Source organism: Mesorhizobium sp. M8A.F.Ca.ET.218.01.1.1, assembly GCF_004791165.1.
Taxonomy (GTDB): domain Bacteria; phylum Pseudomonadota; class Alphaproteobacteria; order Rhizobiales; family Rhizobiaceae; genus Mesorhizobium.
Map to the genome: position 1 here is coordinate 344,514 of NZ_SRUZ01000003.1, position 17,586 is coordinate 362,099.

Sequence of the window (17,586 nt, forward strand, 5' to 3'; positions counted from 1 at the left end):
GATCCCGAAAAGTGGAGACCGGTTTTCGGACGGGATCATGGTCGAACGCAGAGATAGGGGCCTATGCCGATTCCTTCTGCATGGATCGGGCTCGATATCCGCGCTGGTCTTCGCTGCCGGGGCGGTGGCGTTGTGGTCGACAAATGCGCTGGTCGGCAAGTCCCTGCTGGCCAGTCACCCGGTGTCGCAGGTGCAGTTCCTGCAATTTGTAGGGGCCGCCCTGGTCTTCGCGGTCATCCGGTCGATGAGCCGCGAGAAAGCCGCGACGGCCACGGCAAGCACCGCGCTGGTGCCGCTCGCGGTCGGCTTTATCGGTCTGGTCGGCACCATGGTGCTGCAATATATCGCCTTTGCCTCGATGCCGGTGATCGAAGCCAATCTCGTGGCCTACACCTGGCCCTTGATGGTTGCCGCGGCAGTGATCGCTTTCGACAATCCCCGGCGTCCGGCCTTGCTGGGCATTGCCGCGGCCCTTGGCTTCGTCGGCGTCGCGCTGGTGATTTCGGGAGGGCGTGACCGCACCTGGTTCCAGGGTGATCTCGCCGGCTATTCGGCCGCATTCGGGTCCGCGCTGTGCATGGCTTTCTATTCGGTGATGGTGGGGCGGCTCGCCACGTCGCCGGACCGCCTGTTGCTGCCCTCGTCGCTGGTCGGCGTCGCCTTGACGCTTATATGGTCCGCTCGCGAAGGCGTCGCCTGGCCCACCGGAGTGGATCTGGTCCTCGGGCTTTATCTCGGCGCTGGCCCGATGGGGCTGGGTTATTACTTCTGGTCACGCGCCTTGAAGCTCGGAGGCAGCGGCAAGGTGGCTGTCGTCGCCTATCTCACGCCGATTGCTTCGACGCTGCTGTTGACGTTGTCCGGCGAACGGCTGACGACCACCGCCATTGCCGGAGCCATTCTCGTGATCGGCAGTTGTGTCGCGGTCGGTCTGGAGCGTTCGGAGGCGCAAGACTATGTTTGATGACAATGAACGTCTCGCCAGGCAGGAAGCGCATTGGCTGATCAAGGAATTTGGCGCCGAGGCACCGCTTTACGCCGCAATGAAGGCCGAAAAGGCGATTGAACAGAAGGATTTCGGGCGTTGTGCCCGCTGGAAGCGTATTCTTGAGATATTGGCCGACAGCCGCCCAACCAAGTCTGCCACCTCCAAGTATTAGATTTTCTAATTTGCACGACGTCGATTTCTCATAAAAGTAGTTGATGTCAAGTCTTGATTCGTTTTGGGATTTGGCGGCCCGTTGGGGGGCGCGGTTAAAGAGATACATCGACAAAAGTCTTTACTGGGGTAGATGACTTTGTCGCAGATAGGGTGAAAGAATTGTCAAATATCGAGGATAAGACCGTTATCGAGCTGACCGCCGATATTGTCTCGGCCTATGTAGGCAACAATCCGCTTCCGGCTTCCGGCCTGCCTGACCTGATTGCCAGCGTCAGCGCCTCGGTCCGAAAGCTGGCTGGTGCGGCCGTCGTGGAAAGCCCGAGCCTTGTTCCGGCCGTAAATCCGAAAAAGTCGGTGTTTCCCGACTACATCATCTGCCTGGAGGACGGAAAGAAGTTCAAGTCGCTCAAGCGACACCTCAGGACGGACTACGGTTTGAGCCCGGATGACTATCGGGCCAAATGGGGCTTGCCGCCGGACTATCCGATGGTCGCGCCGAATTACTCGGCGACCCGGTCGGCGCTGGCGAAATCGACGGGACTTGGCCGCAAGCCGGTCGCTGCGCCGGCGGTCGTGGCCAAGGCGACAAAGCGTGGCAAGGCCACTGCCTGAGGCCTTTCTGGCCGGTATCGCAGGTCACTGATCGCCTGCTCTGGCGGCGCATTGTGCGCGCCGTTTCCAGGCCTTGTGCGGCCAACTGGCCCGCAAGGTCTTGCGAAGCGTTGATGTCCAGTGCAAAAGCGCGGCCATGCTTATCATCAATGACCTTTCACTCCGCATGGCGGGGCGCTTGCTTCTCGACCACGCCTCGCTCACCTTGCCGGCCGGCACCAAGGCCGGTCTCGTCGGCCGCAACGGCACCGGCAAGACGACGCTGTTCAAGGCCATAACAGGCGATTTTCCCTCCGAGACAGGCTCGATCAGCCTGCCGAAGAATACGCGCATCGGCCAGGTGGCGCAGGAAGCGCCTGGAACCGAGGACCCGCTGATCGAGATCGTGCTCAAGGCCGATCTCGAACGCACGGCGCTGCTCGAAGAGGAAAAGACGGCGACCGATCCACACCGCATCGCAGACATCCACATGCGGCTGGCCGACATCGATGCTCATTCGGCCGAGTCGCGCGCGGCCACCATCCTCGCCGGCCTCGGCTTCGACGACGCCGCGCAGCGGCGTCCGGCCTCGTCCTTCTCCGGCGGCTGGCGTATGCGCGTGGCGTTGGCCGCCGTACTGTTTTCCGAGCCGGATCTCCTGCTGCTCGACGAGCCGACCAATTATCTCGACCTCGAAGGCACGCTGTGGCTGGAAAACTACGTCTCAAAGTATCCGCACACCGTGCTCCTGATTTCGCACGATCGCGATCTGCTCAACCGCGCCGTCAACTCGATCGTTCATCTCGACCAGAAGAAGCTGACCTTCTGGCGCGGCGGTTACGACCAGTTCGAGCGCCAGTACACCGAGCAGAAGGAGTTGCAGGAAAAGGGCCGGGTCAAGCAGGAAGCCGCCCGCAAGCATATGGAATCCTTCGTCGAGCGGTTTCGCGCAAAGGCCTCCAAGGCAAGACAGGCGCAGTCGCGCATCAAGGCGTTGGAAAAGATGAAGCCGATCTCGGCCATCGTCAACGACACGGTGCGGCCGTTCTCTTTCCCCGAACCTGTGAAGACGGTGGCCTCGCCGATCGTTGCGCTGAACAACGTCAATGTCGGTTATACCGAGGGCCAGCCGATCCTGAAGAAGATGACGCTGCGCATCGACGCCGACGACCGCATCGCGCTGCTCGGCGCCAACGGCAACGGCAAGTCGACCTTCGCCAAATTGCTGTCGGGTCGCCTGAAGCAGGAAACCGGCACCATGACGGTGGCGCCCGGGCTGAAGGTGGCGATCTTCGCCCAGCACCAGCTCGACGATCTGCGCCCCGAGGAGAATGCCTATGAGCATGTCCGCCGGCTGATGCCGGAGGCGCCGGAATCCAAGGTGCGCGGCCGCGTCGCCCAGTTCGGTCTCACCACCGAGAAGATGAACACGCCCGCCAAGGATCTGTCCGGTGGCGAGAAGGCGCGCCTTCTGATGGGCCTGTCGGCCTTCGAGGGTCCGAACCTGTTCATCCTCGACGAGCCGACCAACCACCTCGACATCGACAGCCGCGAATCGCTGATCCATGCGCTGAATGAATTTCCCGGCGCCGTCATCCTGATCTCGCACGACCGCCATCTGCTCGAGGCGACGGCTGACCGGCTGTGGCTGGTCAAGGATGGTGCGGTCAATCCCTATGACGGCGACCTCGAGGACTACAAGACGCTGGTGACCGGCGTCTCCGGCGACCGCCGCGGCAAGCGCGAGGCCGACAAGGCATCAAAAGCCGATCGCCGCCGCGACGCGGCAGCACGCCGCGCCGCCTTCGAGCCGCTGGCCAAGGAAATCCGCGCCACCGAGGCGCTGATGGACCGTATCCGCAAGCGCATCGACGGTATCGAGGACGAACTGTCCGACCCGGCGGTCTACGAGAAGGATCCGTCGACTGCGACCAGGCTCGCCAAGGAACGCTCGCAGCTTGCCCAGACGCTGGCCGGCCATGAGGAAAAATGGCTGACCATGTCGGCGGAATATGAGGAAGGGACGGCGGAGTAGAGCTAATCTCCCCCCTCGTGGGGGAGATGCCCGGCAGGGCAGAGGGGGGCGCTGTCCCGCCAACCTGCCGGTCTCTTTGCAATCACCATCGCCAACTTCGGTGGCACATTGATTGGGCTCGATAGGCCGCGATCCTTCGCGCCCCCCTCTGTCCTGCCGGACATCTCCCCCACAAGGGGGGAGATTGGCTAATCATCTGGCCCTACACGCCACCGTCAAAACCCGCTAGACAAATGGCATGAACCAGCACGCGAAGCTCCGCATTGGCCATTCGGCCTGTCCGCATGATTGCCCGTCGACCTGCGCGCTTGAGGTCGAACTGCTTGACGGCAACCGCATCGGCCGCGTCCATGGCGCCAAGTCCAATACCTATACGGCCGGGGTCGTCTGCGCCAAGGTCGCCCGCTATGCCGACCGCGTCCATCATCCCGACCGTTTGCTGAAGCCGCTGGTGCGCAAGGGCGCCAAGGGCGGGGGCGTCTGGCAGGAGGCAAGCTGGGAAGCCGCACTCGACCTCGTTGCCGAGAATTTCATCGCGGCCGAGGAGAAGTACGGATCGGAGACGGTCTGGCCTTACTATTACGCAGGCACGATGGGGCTGGTGCAGCGCGACGGCATCGACCGGCTGCGGCATGTGAAGAAGTACTCGGGCTTCTTCGGCTCGATCTGCACCAATCTCGCCTGGACCGGCTGGATGATGGGGGCGGGCGCCTTGCGCGGTCCCGATCCGCGAGAAATGGCCAAATCCGATTGCGTCGTGATCTGGGGCACCAATGCGGTGGTCACGCAGGTCAATGTCATGACCCACGCCATCAAGGCGCGCAAGGAACGCGGCGCGAAAATCGTCGTCATCGACGTCTATGAAAACGCCACCATGAAACAGGCCGACATGGGCCTGGTGCTGAAGCCCGGCACCGACGGCGCGCTGGCTTGTGCTGTCATGCATGTCCTGTTCAGAGAAAGCCTGGCCGACCGCGCCTATCTCGAAAGATACACCGACGACCCTCTGGGCCTTGAAGCGCATCTGCGCACCCGCACGCCGGAGTGGGCGGCTGATATCACCGGTTTGACGGTCGCCGAGATCGAGGCCTTCGCCCGGCTCGTCGGCACGACGAAAAAGACTTATTTCCGGCTCGGCTACGGCTTTGCGCGCCAGCGCAACGGCGCGGTCAACATGCATGCGGCGTCATGCATCGCCGCGGTCACCGGCGCCTGGCAGTATGAGGGCGGCGGCGCCTTCCATTCCAATTCCGGCATCTTCAAGCTCAATCAGGATGTGCTGGAAGGCTCAAGAATGCGCGATCCCTCGATCCGCTATCTCGATCACTCGCGCATCGGCCCGGTGCTGACCGGCGCCAGCGACGCGCTCTACGGCGGACCGCCGGTGACGGCCATGCTCATCCAGAACACCAATCCGGTGAATGTCGCGCCCGAGCAGCGGCTGGTGAAGCAGGGATTTTTGCGCGACGATTTGTTCACCTGCGTGCACGAGCAGTTCATGACCGACACGGCCAAGCTGGCCGATGTCGTGCTGCCGGCGACGATGTTCGTCGAGCATGACGACATCTACAAGGGCGGCGGCAACCAGCATATCACGCTCGGCCCCAAGCTGATCGAGCCGCCGGAAGGGCCGCGCACCAACCATTTCGTCATCGAGCAGCTGGCCCAGCGCCTCGGCGTCGCCGATCGGCCGGGCTTTGGCCTCACCGAGCAGCAGCATATCGACATCATCCTCGGCAAGCGCGGGCTGGGCAGCTTCGATTCCTTGAAGGAAGAGAAGTGGGTCGACCTGCAGCCGGATTTCGAAACCGCGCATTTCATCCGGGGCTTCGGCCATGCGGACGGCAAATTCCGCTTCCGCGCCGACTGGACCGGGCAGGCGGCTCCCAACCGGCCGCCGAAGAGCATGGGCCTGTTCGGCCCGGTGGCGCGATTGCCGGAATTTCCCGATCATGTCGACCTGATCGAAGTGGCCGACGAAGCGCATCCGTTCCGCCTGACGACCTCGCCGGCGCGCAACTTCCTCAACTCGACCTTTTCCGAGACACCGGTTTCAAGGGCGAAGGAAGGCCGCCCCGAACTCCTGCTGCATCCCGACGATGCGGCGGCTCTCGAACTTGCCGACGGCGACCGGGTCGAGGTCGGCAACATGCGCGGCGAGGTGGTGCTACATGCCAGATTGTTCGACGGCATCAAGCGTGGCGTCGTGATCGCCGAGGGCATCTGGCCGAACAGCGCGCATGAGCGCGGCGAAGGCATCAACGTGCTGACCGGCGCCGATGCCCCCGCGCCCTATGGCGGCGCGGCCTTCCACGACAACAAGGTGTGGTTGCGCCGGGCGCAGGAGCTGAGCGCCTAGCCCCGCAGATTTTCCTGATCCGGATTCACCTCTGGCCCAAACACCAGCGGTCGCGAATGCCAGCTCCCGTCTCTATAGAGGCATTCGTCCGTCGCAATGGGAGAGTGTCGATGGCAGGCGCGATTTCGCTTCTGGGAATACCGCATGACGGGAATTCATCCTACCTCCAGGGTGCGGCCAAGGCGCCACCGCTGATCAGGCGCGAACTCACCAGCGATGCTTACTCCTCATGGAGCGAGACCGGCTTCGACCTGAGCGACCGCTTCGTCGATCATGGCGATATCGACTTCACCCAACCGGGCGATCCCTGGCAGCGGATCGAAAGCGAAGTCGGCCGCGCACTGGACGCGGGCCATCCGCTGATCAGCCTGGGCGGCGATCACGCCATCTCCTGGCCGGTGCTGCGCGCTGTACGCCGTCGCCATCCAAGCCTGACGATCGTGCATATCGATGCCCACCCAGACATCTATCATGCCTACGATGACAATCCGCGTTCGCACACTTCGCCCTTCGCACGCATCATGGAGGAACGGCTTGCCGACCGGCTGATCCAGATCGGCCTGCGCACCGTGAACGGTCATCACCGCGATCAGTTCAAGCGCTTTGGCGTCGAGGTGGTGGAGGCCGCGCATTTCAGCGAAAGCATTCAGCTCGATCTCGGGACGCCGGTCTATATCTCGATGGATCTCGACGGGCTCGATCCGGCCTTTGCGCCGGGCGTCTCCCACCGCGAGCCCGGCGGCCTGTCGACACGGCAGGTCATCAACCTGATTCAAGGCATCAACCAGCCGATCGTTGCCGCTGATATCGTTGAATACAATCCAAGCCAGGACCTCTCCAACGTGACGGCGCTTGTCGCCGCCAAACTGGCGAAGGAGATCGCCGGCATGATGCTCAGGACATCGCCTGCGGATTGAGAACGCGGCGCGGCTTCACACCGGCAGGGTCTCGGTCGCCTCTTTCCTGTTTTGCCGCTGGCGGATGTCGTCGGCGACCGCCTGGGCTTCGATGCCGATTTCGCGCAGCAGCCCGGTGACCGCATTGTGGAAGCCGACCAGATAGAGGCCGAGATCCGAAGCGCGGGCATTGACGCCGCTGGGGCCTGGCTCGATGCCGGGTTCGAGCAACCTGGCATAGCCCGCCCGGTAGCCGGTGGCGAAGAGGATGGCGTCGAATTCGCCGTGGCCGCCATCGACAAAACGGGCACCGCGTTCCGAGATTTCGGCGATGTCGGGCGCCACCTTGATCGCGCCTTCGCGGATCTTGCCGATCGTGCCGACATCGATCACCGGAATGCGCGACGCAAGGGCGATCTGTTGCAGCAATCCCTGCTTCGGCCGTCTGAGCCCAAATTTCTCCAGCCTGCCCAGCACAAGGTCGAGAATGAGGGGGAACAGGGCGTCATTGATGCGCCGCGGCCCGAGCCGCGTCGCCATGCCGACCATTTGGATCGGCACGCCGAACAGTTCGCGCGGCACGATGTGAACGCCGTCGCGCACCGAGATCGTCGGCCGGGCACCGCCTTCCGCCAGATCGAGCGCAATCTCGGCACCGGTGTTGCCCATGCCGACGACCAGCACCGACTGGCCGGCAAAAGGCGTAGCGTTGCGGTAGTCCGCGCTGTGCAGCGTCTTGCCCTTGAAGGCGTCGATGCCGGTAAATTTTGGCAGCAAGGGCTCGGCATTGTAGCCAGACGCGATCACCGCATGCCAGGCGCGTAAGGCGCCCGACGTCGATTCCACCCGCCAGCCGCGGCCCTCCCGGGTGATCGCCCGCACGGTTTCGCCGAAGCGGGGCTCGAGGTCGAAACGCTTCGCATAGGCATCGAGATACTCGACCACGAGATGGCGGGGCACATAGCGCGGATAATCCTTGGGGAAGGGGACGAAGGGCAGCGACGAGTAGCGTTTGGTCGTATGCAGATGCACGCGATCATAGTGACGCCGCCAGGCCGGCGCGGCCTGCTGCTCCTTTTCGAGGATGACAAAATCCACCCCGGCTTGCCGCAGGCACGCGGCAACCGCCAGGCCCGCTGGCCCGGCACCGATGATCGCGACCTTCGTGGTTTCGTCCATGCGCGCCTCCACCGCCAATTCGCGATCCTGAGAATGTCAGAAACGTGGCAAGGGTGCCACGGGCTCATCCAGGCAAGGGCACCGTCAACCCGACCTTGACGCGGTCCATGGCGACGAAGGTGCGGAACTTCCGCACATTGTTGCTGCCGAAGAACAGTTTTCGCGTCAGCGCCTCATAGGCGCCCATGTCGGCCACGGTGATGACGAGGATGAAGTCGGCTTCGCCGGTGACATAATAGCATTGCTGCACGTGCGGCTCTGCCGAGAATTGCCGCTTGGCCGCATCGATCAGTTCGGTGCGTTCGCTCTCCAATTCGACCTCGACGAAGATGGTGATGGGCTGGCCGACGGCAGCCGGCTCCACCACGGCGACGTTGCCGGCAATGACACCGGTCTGTTCCATGCGCTTGATGCGGCGCTGCACGGCCGGCGCCGACAGGTTCACCGCCTCGCCGATCAGCCGTTGCGGCGTCGTATTGTCCCGCTGCAGGATGGCAAGGATGGCGAGATCGAAGCTGTCGAGGGAGACCGGCGACTGCGGCATTGGCGTATCCTGACGAAACAAACTTGCATTTTGAGAGCCGAATTACAGCGCCTTTTGCGCATGTCCTGCAATATCTTCTCTCGGACGACGCCGAGGAGACCGCCAATGTTCCTGCCCAATAACAATGCCTTGCACCGCCGGCCCCTGGGCGCGGCCGATGCCGAAACCCTCGGCATCGCCGGAGCGGACACCGTCGAGCGTTTCCTTGCCCGCCGTGACAATCACCTGGCAACGCCGCTGCACGCGTTGCCGGCGCTGGGGGGCGAGCTCGGTCTCGCGGCCTTGCACGTCAAGGATGAGGGCTTTCGGCTCGGCCTCGGCAGCTTCAAGGCGCTGGGCGGCGCCTATGCGGTCTTCCGTCTGGTCCTGGAAGAAGCCAGCAAGCGTCTGGGCCGCTCCGTCGATGTCGGCGATCTCGATCGGCCCGAAGTTCGGTCGGTCGCGGCGACCATGACGGTTGCTTGCGCCACCGACGGCAATCACGGCCGCTCCGTCGCGCAGGGCGCCGAGCTCGTCGGTGCCAAGGCGGCGATCTTCGTCCATGCCGGCGTCAGCGACGAACGCGTCGCGGCCATCGCCCGCTACGGGGCCGAGATGATCCGCGTCGACGGCAATTATGACGATTCGGTCAGGCAGGCGGCGCGCATCGCCGCCGAGAAAGGCTGGACGGTGGTTTCCGATACCTCATGGCCGGGCTACGAACGCATTCCGGGGCTTGTCATGCAGGGCTACACGGCGATCGTGCGCGAAGCGCTGCGCCAGCTCTCCGACCCGCCGACGCATGTCTTCGTGCAGGCAGGCGTCGGCGGCATCGCGGCGGCGATCGCCGGCCATCTCGCCATCGTGCTCGGAGAAGCCAGGCCTGTTTTCACGGTGGTGGAACCTGCGCGCGCCGCCTGCGTCTTCGGCGCCGCCAAAGCCGGGCACCCGGTCAAGATCGCGCATGGCGAGGCGACGGTCATGGCGATGCTCGAATGCTACGAGGCCTCGCCGGTCGCCTGGCGCGTGCTGGCACGCGTCGCCGATGCCTTCATGACCGTCGACGAGGACGACGCCGTCGCCGTGATGCGGCGGCTGGCAAGGCCGTCCGGCAACGATCCGGCCATCGTTGCCGGTGAAAGCGGAGGGGTCGGTCTTGCCGGACTGATCCGGGCGATGGCCGGTCACAAGGCCGAGCTTGGCCTCGACGCCACTTCGCGCGTGCTGGTCATCAACACCGAAGCCGCGACCGACCCCCGCCGCTATGCCGAGCTCGTCGGCATGAACCCGGCGGATGTGCTTGCCGGCAAGATGCTTTCAGGAGCAACGCCATGATCTCGATCGACGGACAAAGACTGCTTGGCCGCATCCGCGAACTCGGCGGCATCGGCCGTGATGGCGAGGGCAGGCTGGTGCGGCTGGCCGCCTCCGATGCCGACCGGCTGGGTCGCGACCGCTTCGTCGGCTGGCTGCGCGAGGCCGGGCTCGAAATCGCCATCGATCGCATGGGCAACATCTTCGGCATCTGGCAGGTACCTGAGAACGCCGGGCAGGCGCCAATCCTCGTCGGCTCGCATATCGACACCGTCATCGATGCCGGCATTTATGACGGCTGCTACGGTGTACTGGCCGGCCTGGAGGTCATCGAGACGCTGAAGGGGTCAGGCTATGTCCCGTCGCGCCCGCTCGCGGTCGCCGCCTTCACCAACGAGGAAGGGGTTCGCTATTCCCCCGACATGATGGGTTCACTGGTCCATGCCGGCGGCGTCGATATCGCGGCGGCGCTGGCCGCCGTCGGCACCGACGGCAGCGTGCTGGGGGAGGAGCTGGCCCGCATCGGCTATGCCGGCGACGAGGAGCCCGGCTTCCTCAAACCGCATGTCTATCTCGAACTGCATATAGAGCAGGGCCCGGTGCTGGAACGCGAAGGCGTGCCGATCGGCGCCGTGGAAAACCTGCAAGGCATCTCCTGGCAGCGCATCACCATAGATGGCATCGCCAACCATGCCGGCACCACGCCGATGTGGATGCGCAATGATGCCGGCCATGCGGCTGCGCGTGTCGTCACGTTCCTGCACGACCGCGCCAAAGCCTCGAACACGCCGACCGTTGCAACCGTCGGGACGATGCGTTTCGAGCCAAACGCCATCAATGTCATTCCCTCGCGCGCCGTCTTCACCGTCGACCAGCGCGACCCTTTCGAGCACCGCCTGCAGGCGGAGGAGGCGGCACTTGCCGCATTTCTCGAGGACCTCGCGGCCGCCGATGGCGTCACGGTCTCGGTCGAGCGGCTGGCCCGCTTCGAGCCGGTGATTTTCGATAGCCGCATCGTCGAACTGATCGAGGCTGCCGCCAGCAACCGCGGATTGGTCTCGAAGCGCATGACGTCAGGCGCCGGCCATGATGCGCAGATGATAGCGCGCCTTGCGCCCGCGGCGATGATTTTCGTGCCGAGCGCCAGCGGCATCAGCCACAATCCGCGCGAACATACGGACGATGCCGAGCTTGTCGCCGGCGCCAACATCCTGCTTGATGTCGTCGCCCGCCTTGCGGATCAGGAGATATCAGGCAATGGCTGAAATCGACCGTGACGCGCTGAAGCTGGAGATGACCGGGTGGCGGCGCGATCTGCACGCGCACCCCGAATTCGGCTTCGAGGAGAAACGCACCGCGGCCTCCGTCGCGGCCAAGCTGCGCGAATTCGGCCTGGACGATGTCGCCGAGGGTATCGGCGGCACAGGCGTCGTCGGCACGTTGCAGCGCGGCAACGGCAACCGTGCCATCGCGCTCAGGGCCGACATGGATGCGCTGCGCATATCAGAGCAATCGACCGCGCCACACCGCTCCGGCAATCCCGGTCTCATGCATGCCTGCGGCCATGACGGCCACACGGCGATGCTGCTTGGTGCGGCCAAGCTTCTGGCCGGGGAGGGCGGTTTCGACGGCACCGTGCGCTTCATCTTCCAGCCGGCGGAGGAATGGGGAAAAGGCGCGTTGGCGATGCTCGACGATGGCCTGATGCACCGCTTTCCCTTCGACGAGGTCTTTGGCCTACACAACATGCCTGGCCTGCCCGTCGGGCATTTCGAAACCCGCGCCGGTCCGGTCATGTCGGCCGAGGATATCTTCGAGATCGTGCTCAAGGGGTTGGGCGGCCACGCGGCCCGGCCGCATTCGGGTCAGGAAACGCTGGTCGCCGCCTGTGCGCTGGTCACCAGTCTTCAGACCATCGTCTCGCGCCGGCTGAGCCCGGCCGACATCGCCGTGGTTTCGGTGACCGAGCTGATCACCGACGGCACCCGCAACGCACTGCCGGGCTTTGCCCGCGTCCTTGGCGACGCGCGCAGCTTCCGTCCCGAGGTCAGCGCCGAGATCGAGCGCCAGATGCGCATCATCGCCGAAGGCATCGCTGCCACGTACAATGTTGCCGCCGAGGTCAACTACACCAGGGAATTCGTGCCTTTGCGCAACGATGCCGAACTGGTCGATGCGGCCTTCGCCGCCGCCACGACGGTTTTCGAGCCTGGCAATATCGCGGTCGCCCGCGAACCGATGACGGCGTCGGAGGATTTCGCCCGCTTCCTCGACCACGTGCCGGGCTGCTTCGTCTTCCTCGGCAACGGCGAGGGTTCGGCGCCGCTTCACAATTCCAGCTACGACTTCAACGATGACGGGCTGTTGTTCGGCGTCGATTTCCATGTCGCCATCGCCAGACAGCGGCTTGGGACTTGAACCCACGGGCGGGCTTTTCCGGCATTTTACCGGGGGAAAACGCCCGGAAAAGGCCGATATCCTTGATCTCGCATGACGCTGCGGCAAGACTCAGCTAGCGTGCTTCATGCGGCGGACCTGATATCCGCCTGGCCGGCGCTATCAGATTACCTCCCAAGCGGCGCCGGCCTTCTCCCCTGCGCGCTAAATTAGCTTTCGTTAAATTTAGAATGCTGGCGCTTGGCGGAAGTTAGCGTTTTGCTGCCAAGACTCCACGCTTTGGGTGCTGGGGGAGCCATGGATGCGCGGGCGGAGCTGGATAAAGGCGTTGCGTCAGGACGAAGCGCGGCGAGTGCGCGCGCGTATCGCTGAACTCGAACAAAACTTGACCGCTGCCTCGGCCCAGACACGACAATTGCGCCAGGACGCAGGCCACGAACTGCGCAATGCCAAGTTCCGCCTCGACCGCCTCGAGGAATGCATCGCGGCAATGCGTTGATGACGACCCCGCAATTGTCGGGTGCGGGCCACCATTCACTGCCTGGCAATGCCATTGTTCGCGGCAGGAATTGCGAGACCTTGGTCCCCTCCAGTCGCCTTTGTCGGCGGCAGTTTGTTGTCACAGGCCGTGAGCGCCAAGGCGACGAGCGCGAGGATCAGTCCTAGCTTTTTCATCGCTACCTCCTCCAAGTCAGAACGAGGCGGCGCCGGTTTGGTTGCGGCGATTGCGCCGAGGGAACAAAAGGCCCGGCCTCCAGTTGATCCAGAGAAGGAGGACCGCCCACATGATCCGTTTGCTTCTGGTCGGCACGCTGGCCTTTGTCACTTACCGTCTCGCCCGCAAGATGATCGACGAGGTCCCCGACACTGTCGATCCGCTCCTGCTGCCGGCGCCTGCAAACGACCGCGAAGCGCTGCGCCGGCAATCGGCGGCGATGGGCGTTGACCCGAAACGCTGATCGTATTGCTCGCCGAATTGGCGGAGCCGCTTCTCTGTTGCGAACAAAGCGGAAACGATGCTTGATGGGCGATGAACCTCGCCGCCCATGATTCGACCTTTTTCGACTCGACCGTCCAGCCGGCCTATCTCGCCCGGCTGAATGATGCCCAGCGCCAGGCCGTCGAACATGGCGACGGCAAGATTGCAGGCCCGCTGCTGGTCATTGCCGGGGCTGGCTCCGGCAAGACCAATACGCTGGCGCACCGCGTCGCCCATCTGATCGTCAAGGGGGCCGACCCGCGCCGCATCCTGCTGATGACGTTTTCGCGGCGCGCCGCATCCGAAATGGCGAGACGCGTCGAGCGCATCGCCGGCGAAGTGCTCGGTCGCGACGCCGCGGTGATCACGGATGCGCTCACCTGGGCGGGCACTTTTCATGGCATCGGTGCGCGGCTGTTGCGCGATTATGCATTGGAGATCGGCCTCGATCCGGCCTTCACAATCCATGATCGCGAGGATTCCGCCGATCTGATGAATCTCGTGCGCCACGAACTCGGTTTCTCCAGGACGGAAGCGCGCTTTCCAACCAAAGGCACCTGCCTTGCCATCTATTCGCGCGCCGTCAACGCGCAGGCCCCGCTCGGTGAGGTGCTGGGGTCTGCCTTCCCCTGGTGCGCCGGCTGGGCAGAGCAGCTCAAGCAGCTGTTTGCCAGTTACGTCGAGGCCAAGCAGGCGCAGAACGTGCTCGATTACGACGATCTGCTGCTCTACTGGGCGCAGATGACGGCCGAGCCTGAGATCGCCACGCATCTGGGCGGGCGTTTCGATCATGTGCTGGTCGACGAATACCAGGACACCAATCGGCTGCAGGCGTCGATCCTGCTTGCGTTGAAACCCGACGGCGCCGGGCTGACGGTCGTTGGCGACGACGCGCAGTCGATCTATTCGTTCCGCGCCGCCGAGGTGCGCAACATCCTCGACTTTCCCCGGCAGTTCGCGCAGACCGCCGACGTGGTGATGCTGGAGCGCAATTACCGCTCGACCGAGACCATTCTGGCCGCCGCCAATGCGGTCATCGGCGAAGCTTCCGAGCGCTTCACCAAGAACCTGTGGTCGGAACGCAAATCCACCGACAAGCCAAGACTTGTGACCGTGCGTGACGAGGTCGAGCAGGCGAACTTCGTCTGCGACACCATCCTGGCGGAGCGTGAGGCCGGCACCGCGCTGAAGTCACAGGCGGTGCTGTTTCGCGCCTCGCACCACAGCGGACCGCTGGAGATCGAACTGACGCGGCGCAACATTCCTTTCGTCAAGTTCGGTGGCCTGAAATTCCTCGATGCCGCCCACGTCAAGGACGTGCTGGCGGTGCTGCGCTTTGCCGAAAACCCACGCGACCGTGTCGCCGGCTTTCGCGTGCTGCAGCTCTTGCCAGGCATCGGTCCTTCCGCCGCCGCGCAGATCGTCGAGGCCATGACGTCGGCGCTGGACGAGGCGATGGGCCTGGCCGGCTGGCGTCCACCGCAGCGCGCCGCCGACGACTGGCCGGGATTCGTCTCGCTCTATTCCGGCTTGCGTGCCGGCGCCAAATGGCCAGCCGATCTCGAACAGATCAGGCTTTGGTACGAACCGCATCTGGAGCGCATCCACGAGGATGCGACCACGCGCCGGGCGGATCTGCTGCAACTGGAGCAAATCGGGTCGGGCTATGCTTCGCGCGAACGCTTCCTGACCGAGCTGACCCTCGATCCGCCGGACGCGACCAGCGACCAGGCCGGGCCACCGCATCGCGACGAGGACTATCTGATCCTGTCCACCATCCACTCGGCCAAGGGCCAGGAGTGGAAGAACGTCTTCGTGCTGAACACGGTCGATGGCTGCATTCCGGCCGATCTCGGCGTCGGCACCAAGGAGGACATCGAGGAAGAGCGCCGGCTGCTCTACGTGGCGATGACACGAGCCAAGGACAGCCTCAACCTGATCATGCCGCAGCGCTTCTTTCCGCACGGGCAGGCGGCGCGTGGCGACCGTCATCTCTATGCCTCGCGCACCCGTTTCATCCCGGCCTCCATCCTTGCCGCGTTCCAGCAGCTTTCGTGGCCGGCCGCGCAAGCGGCGCAGGGCAGGGCACCCCGGCCGGAGGTGCGCGTCGACATCGGCGCGCGCATGCGCGGCATGTGGAAATAGCAGGAGCCGATGTCGCAGCCGCCGATCAGGATCGCCATATCGGGCGCTCTCGGCCGCATGGGACGCCAGATGGCGGATGCGGTGCGGGCCGATGCGCGTCTGGCGCTTGCCGCCCGCTTTCACCGCCCAGGCAGTGTCGGTGATGGGCTGGTGAGCCGCGAGGAAGCGCTTGCCATGGCCGATGTGGTCATCGACTTCACCACGCCGGCTGCCTCCGCCGATCTGGCCAGTTTCTGTGCGCAACGCGGCGGGCCAGCCTTGGTGATTGGCTCGACCGGTTTCGATGCGGCCGAAGCGGCCATTATTGCCGATGCCGCCAAAAACATCGCGATAGTCCGCTCCGGCAGCTTTTCGCTCGGCCTGAACATGCTGGTCGGATTGGTCGAGCAGGCGGCGAGGGCACTCGCTCCGCAAGACTGGGATGCCGAGATTTTCGAGGCGCATCATCGCCACAAGATCGATGCGCCCTCGGGCACGGCGCTGATGCTGGGGCAAGCCGTTGCCGGCGGGCGCGGCGTCGAACTGGACATGGTGGCAAGGCGCGTCCGCGATGGCGCCACCGGCGCGCGGCCGGTGGGCGAGATCGGCTTCGCGGTGGCGCGCGGCGGCAGCATCGTCGGCGAGCACAGCGTCTCCTTCTGCGCCGAGGGCGAGACCGTCACCGTGTCGCATGTGGCCGGCGACCGCGTCATGTTCGCGCGTGGCGCCATCGCCGCCGCTCTCTGGGTGGCGGGCCGCACTCCCGGCGAATACGACATGCGCGACGTCCTGGGGCAGAGCGCTCGGGCGTGACGCTGCGAACGATTTTTTTTCCCCGCGACTGAAAGCCAGCTGAAAGCTTGGGCATGTCATGACGGTTTTGCGGTGTCACCGCATGTCCGGCCCGCGACGGTCGGCGAGGGAGGAATGCGGCGCGGCTTCACAGCGCGTCGCCCAAATGGAGGAAGTTTTGTGACCGGTTTCATCTCGAAGTGTGCGTTGCGCACCGTTGCCTTGACGCTTGCCATCACCGCCACGGGTGCCACGGCGGCATCGGCGGCCGACGAAAAGATTTCCATCATGGTGGGTGGCTACGAAAAGCAGATCTATCTGCCCGCCAAGCTCACCGAAGCCCTGGGCTACTTCAAGGACGAGGGTCTTGACGTCGAGTTGCTGAACGAACCGGCCGGCGTCGATGCCGAAAACGAGATGCTGGCCGGCGCCGTGCAAGGCGTTGTCGGCTTCTATGACCATAGCATCGACCTCCAGGCCAAAGGCAAATTCGTCGAGTCCATTGTCCAGTTCAGCCAGGCGCCCGGCGAGGTCGAACTGGTTTCGACGAAGCATCCCGAAATCAAGTCGCCGGCCGATTTCAAGGGCATGAACCTTGGTGTCACCGGCCTCGGCTCCTCGACAAACTTCCTGACGGAATACCTCGCCGTGAAGAACGGCTTGAAGCTGGGTGAATTCACCTCAATCCCCGTCGGTGCCGGCGATACATTCATCGCCGCGATGCAACAGGACAAGATCCAGGCGGGTATGACGACCGAGCCGACCATCACCCGGCTACTCAAGACGGGTGAGGCCAAAGTCCTTATCGACATGCGTACGATGGAAGGCACAAAAGCCGCGCTCGGCGGCACATACCCGGCCGCGTCACTCTACATGCAGACAGACTGGGTCGAGGCCCACAAGGATGTGGTGCAGAAGCTGGCCAATGCTTTCGTCAAGACGCAGAAATTCATCAATACCCATAGCGGCGCCGAAATCGCCGACAAGATGCCGAAGGACTACTATGTCGGCGACAAGGAGGGCTATGTGAAGGCCCTCGATGCCGGCAAGGCGATGTTCACCGCCGACGGCGTAATGCCCGAGGGCGGCCCCGAGACGGTGCTGACTGTGCTGTCGGCCTTCAAGAAGGACCTGCAAGGCAAGCAGATCGACCTGTCGAAGACCTACACGACGGAATTCGTCAAGAACGCGAAGTAAACCCGTCTGCCGGCGCGATGCACCGCCTCGTGCCGGCA

The 17,586-nt window shown here is 64.1% G+C and carries 16 protein-coding genes; 14 read left to right on the forward strand and 2 right to left on the reverse strand.

Annotated features, from left to right (window positions below):
* The first annotated feature begins 37 nt into the window (after nt 1-37).
* The 6 genes from EN861_RS12820 (at nt 38) to speB (ending at nt 7,064) form a co-directional block, all read left to right on the forward strand.
* Complete coding sequence (locus EN861_RS12820) at nt 38-964, forward strand: DMT family transporter (protein WP_127279520.1); 927 nt, start codon at nt 38-40, stop codon at nt 962-964.
* Entirely contained in the window at nt 957-1,160 is a 204-nt protein-coding gene (locus tag EN861_RS12825; protein WP_127871457.1) for a hypothetical protein, read from the forward strand. Before EN861_RS12820 ends, EN861_RS12825 begins: the two co-directional genes overlap by 8 nt.
* A gap of 161 nt (nt 1,161-1,321) precedes the next feature.
* Nucleotides 1,322-1,774, forward strand: a complete 453-nt coding sequence (locus EN861_RS12830) for a MucR family transcriptional regulator (RefSeq protein WP_127871458.1) — start codon at nt 1,322-1,324, stop codon at nt 1,772-1,774.
* Nucleotides 1,775-1,910: 136 nt separating this feature from the next.
* The gene (locus EN861_RS12835; protein WP_127280518.1) at nt 1,911-3,788 is read left to right on the forward strand and encodes an ABC-F family ATP-binding cassette domain-containing protein; all 1,878 of its coding nucleotides are present in this window, start codon (nt 1,911-1,913) and stop codon (nt 3,786-3,788) included.
* A 238-nt stretch (nt 3,789-4,026) separates the two neighbouring features.
* Complete coding sequence (locus EN861_RS12840; RefSeq protein WP_135863812.1) at nt 4,027-6,147, forward strand: molybdopterin oxidoreductase family protein; 2,121 nt, start codon at nt 4,027-4,029, stop codon at nt 6,145-6,147.
* Nucleotides 6,148-6,257: 110 nt separating this feature from the next.
* Nucleotides 6,258-7,064: an agmatinase gene (gene speB, locus EN861_RS12845; protein WP_127280717.1), complete on the forward strand. Its 807-nt coding sequence runs from the start codon at nt 6,258-6,260 to the stop codon at nt 7,062-7,064.
* A gap of 15 nt (nt 7,065-7,079) precedes the next feature.
* On the opposite strand, the gene EN861_RS12850 is transcribed toward speB, so the two are convergent.
* Nucleotides 7,080-8,222, reverse strand: coding sequence for an NAD(P)/FAD-dependent oxidoreductase (locus EN861_RS12850; RefSeq protein WP_127280718.1), 1,143 nt, complete (start codon nt 8,220-8,222; stop codon nt 7,080-7,082).
* A 64-nt stretch (nt 8,223-8,286) separates the two neighbouring features.
* Nucleotides 8,287-8,766, reverse strand: coding sequence for an Lrp/AsnC family transcriptional regulator (locus EN861_RS12855; protein WP_127280719.1), 480 nt, complete (start codon nt 8,764-8,766; stop codon nt 8,287-8,289).
* A 105-nt stretch (nt 8,767-8,871) separates the two neighbouring features.
* Here EN861_RS12855 and EN861_RS12860 point away from each other — a divergent pair, with 105 nt between their 5' ends.
* The 8 genes from EN861_RS12860 (at nt 8,872) to EN861_RS12890 (ending at nt 17,548) form a co-directional block, all read left to right on the forward strand.
* Nucleotides 8,872-10,080: a diaminopropionate ammonia-lyase gene (locus EN861_RS12860; protein WP_135863814.1), complete on the forward strand. Its 1,209-nt coding sequence runs from the start codon at nt 8,872-8,874 to the stop codon at nt 10,078-10,080.
* Nucleotides 10,077-11,324: a Zn-dependent hydrolase gene (locus EN861_RS12865; protein ID WP_127280576.1), complete on the forward strand. Its 1,248-nt coding sequence runs from the start codon at nt 10,077-10,079 to the stop codon at nt 11,322-11,324. The genes EN861_RS12860 and EN861_RS12865 overlap by 4 nt, the downstream gene beginning before the upstream one ends.
* The gene (locus tag EN861_RS12870) at nt 11,317-12,477 is read left to right on the forward strand and encodes a M20 aminoacylase family protein (RefSeq protein WP_135863816.1); all 1,161 of its coding nucleotides are present in this window, start codon (nt 11,317-11,319) and stop codon (nt 12,475-12,477) included. The genes EN861_RS12865 and EN861_RS12870 overlap by 8 nt, the downstream gene beginning before the upstream one ends.
* A gap of 280 nt (nt 12,478-12,757) precedes the next feature.
* On the forward strand, nt 12,758-12,955 hold the full coding sequence (locus EN861_RS12875; protein ID WP_127871467.1) for a hypothetical protein: 198 nt from the start codon (nt 12,758-12,760) through the stop codon (nt 12,953-12,955).
* 286 nt (nt 12,956-13,241) lie between these two features.
* Nucleotides 13,242-13,415, forward strand: coding sequence for a hypothetical protein (locus EN861_RS35415; RefSeq protein WP_167531203.1), 174 nt, complete (start codon nt 13,242-13,244; stop codon nt 13,413-13,415).
* Nucleotides 13,416-13,486: 71 nt separating this feature from the next.
* Complete coding sequence (locus tag EN861_RS12880; RefSeq protein ID WP_127280271.1) at nt 13,487-15,580, forward strand: ATP-dependent helicase; 2,094 nt, start codon at nt 13,487-13,489, stop codon at nt 15,578-15,580.
* 9 nt (nt 15,581-15,589) lie between these two features.
* On the forward strand, nt 15,590-16,372 hold the full coding sequence (gene dapB, locus EN861_RS12885; protein WP_127280272.1) for a 4-hydroxy-tetrahydrodipicolinate reductase: 783 nt from the start codon (nt 15,590-15,592) through the stop codon (nt 16,370-16,372).
* A 159-nt stretch (nt 16,373-16,531) separates the two neighbouring features.
* On the forward strand, nt 16,532-17,548 hold the full coding sequence (locus EN861_RS12890; RefSeq protein ID WP_127280273.1) for an ABC transporter substrate-binding protein: 1,017 nt from the start codon (nt 16,532-16,534) through the stop codon (nt 17,546-17,548).
* Nucleotides 17,549-17,586 lie beyond the last annotated feature (38 nt).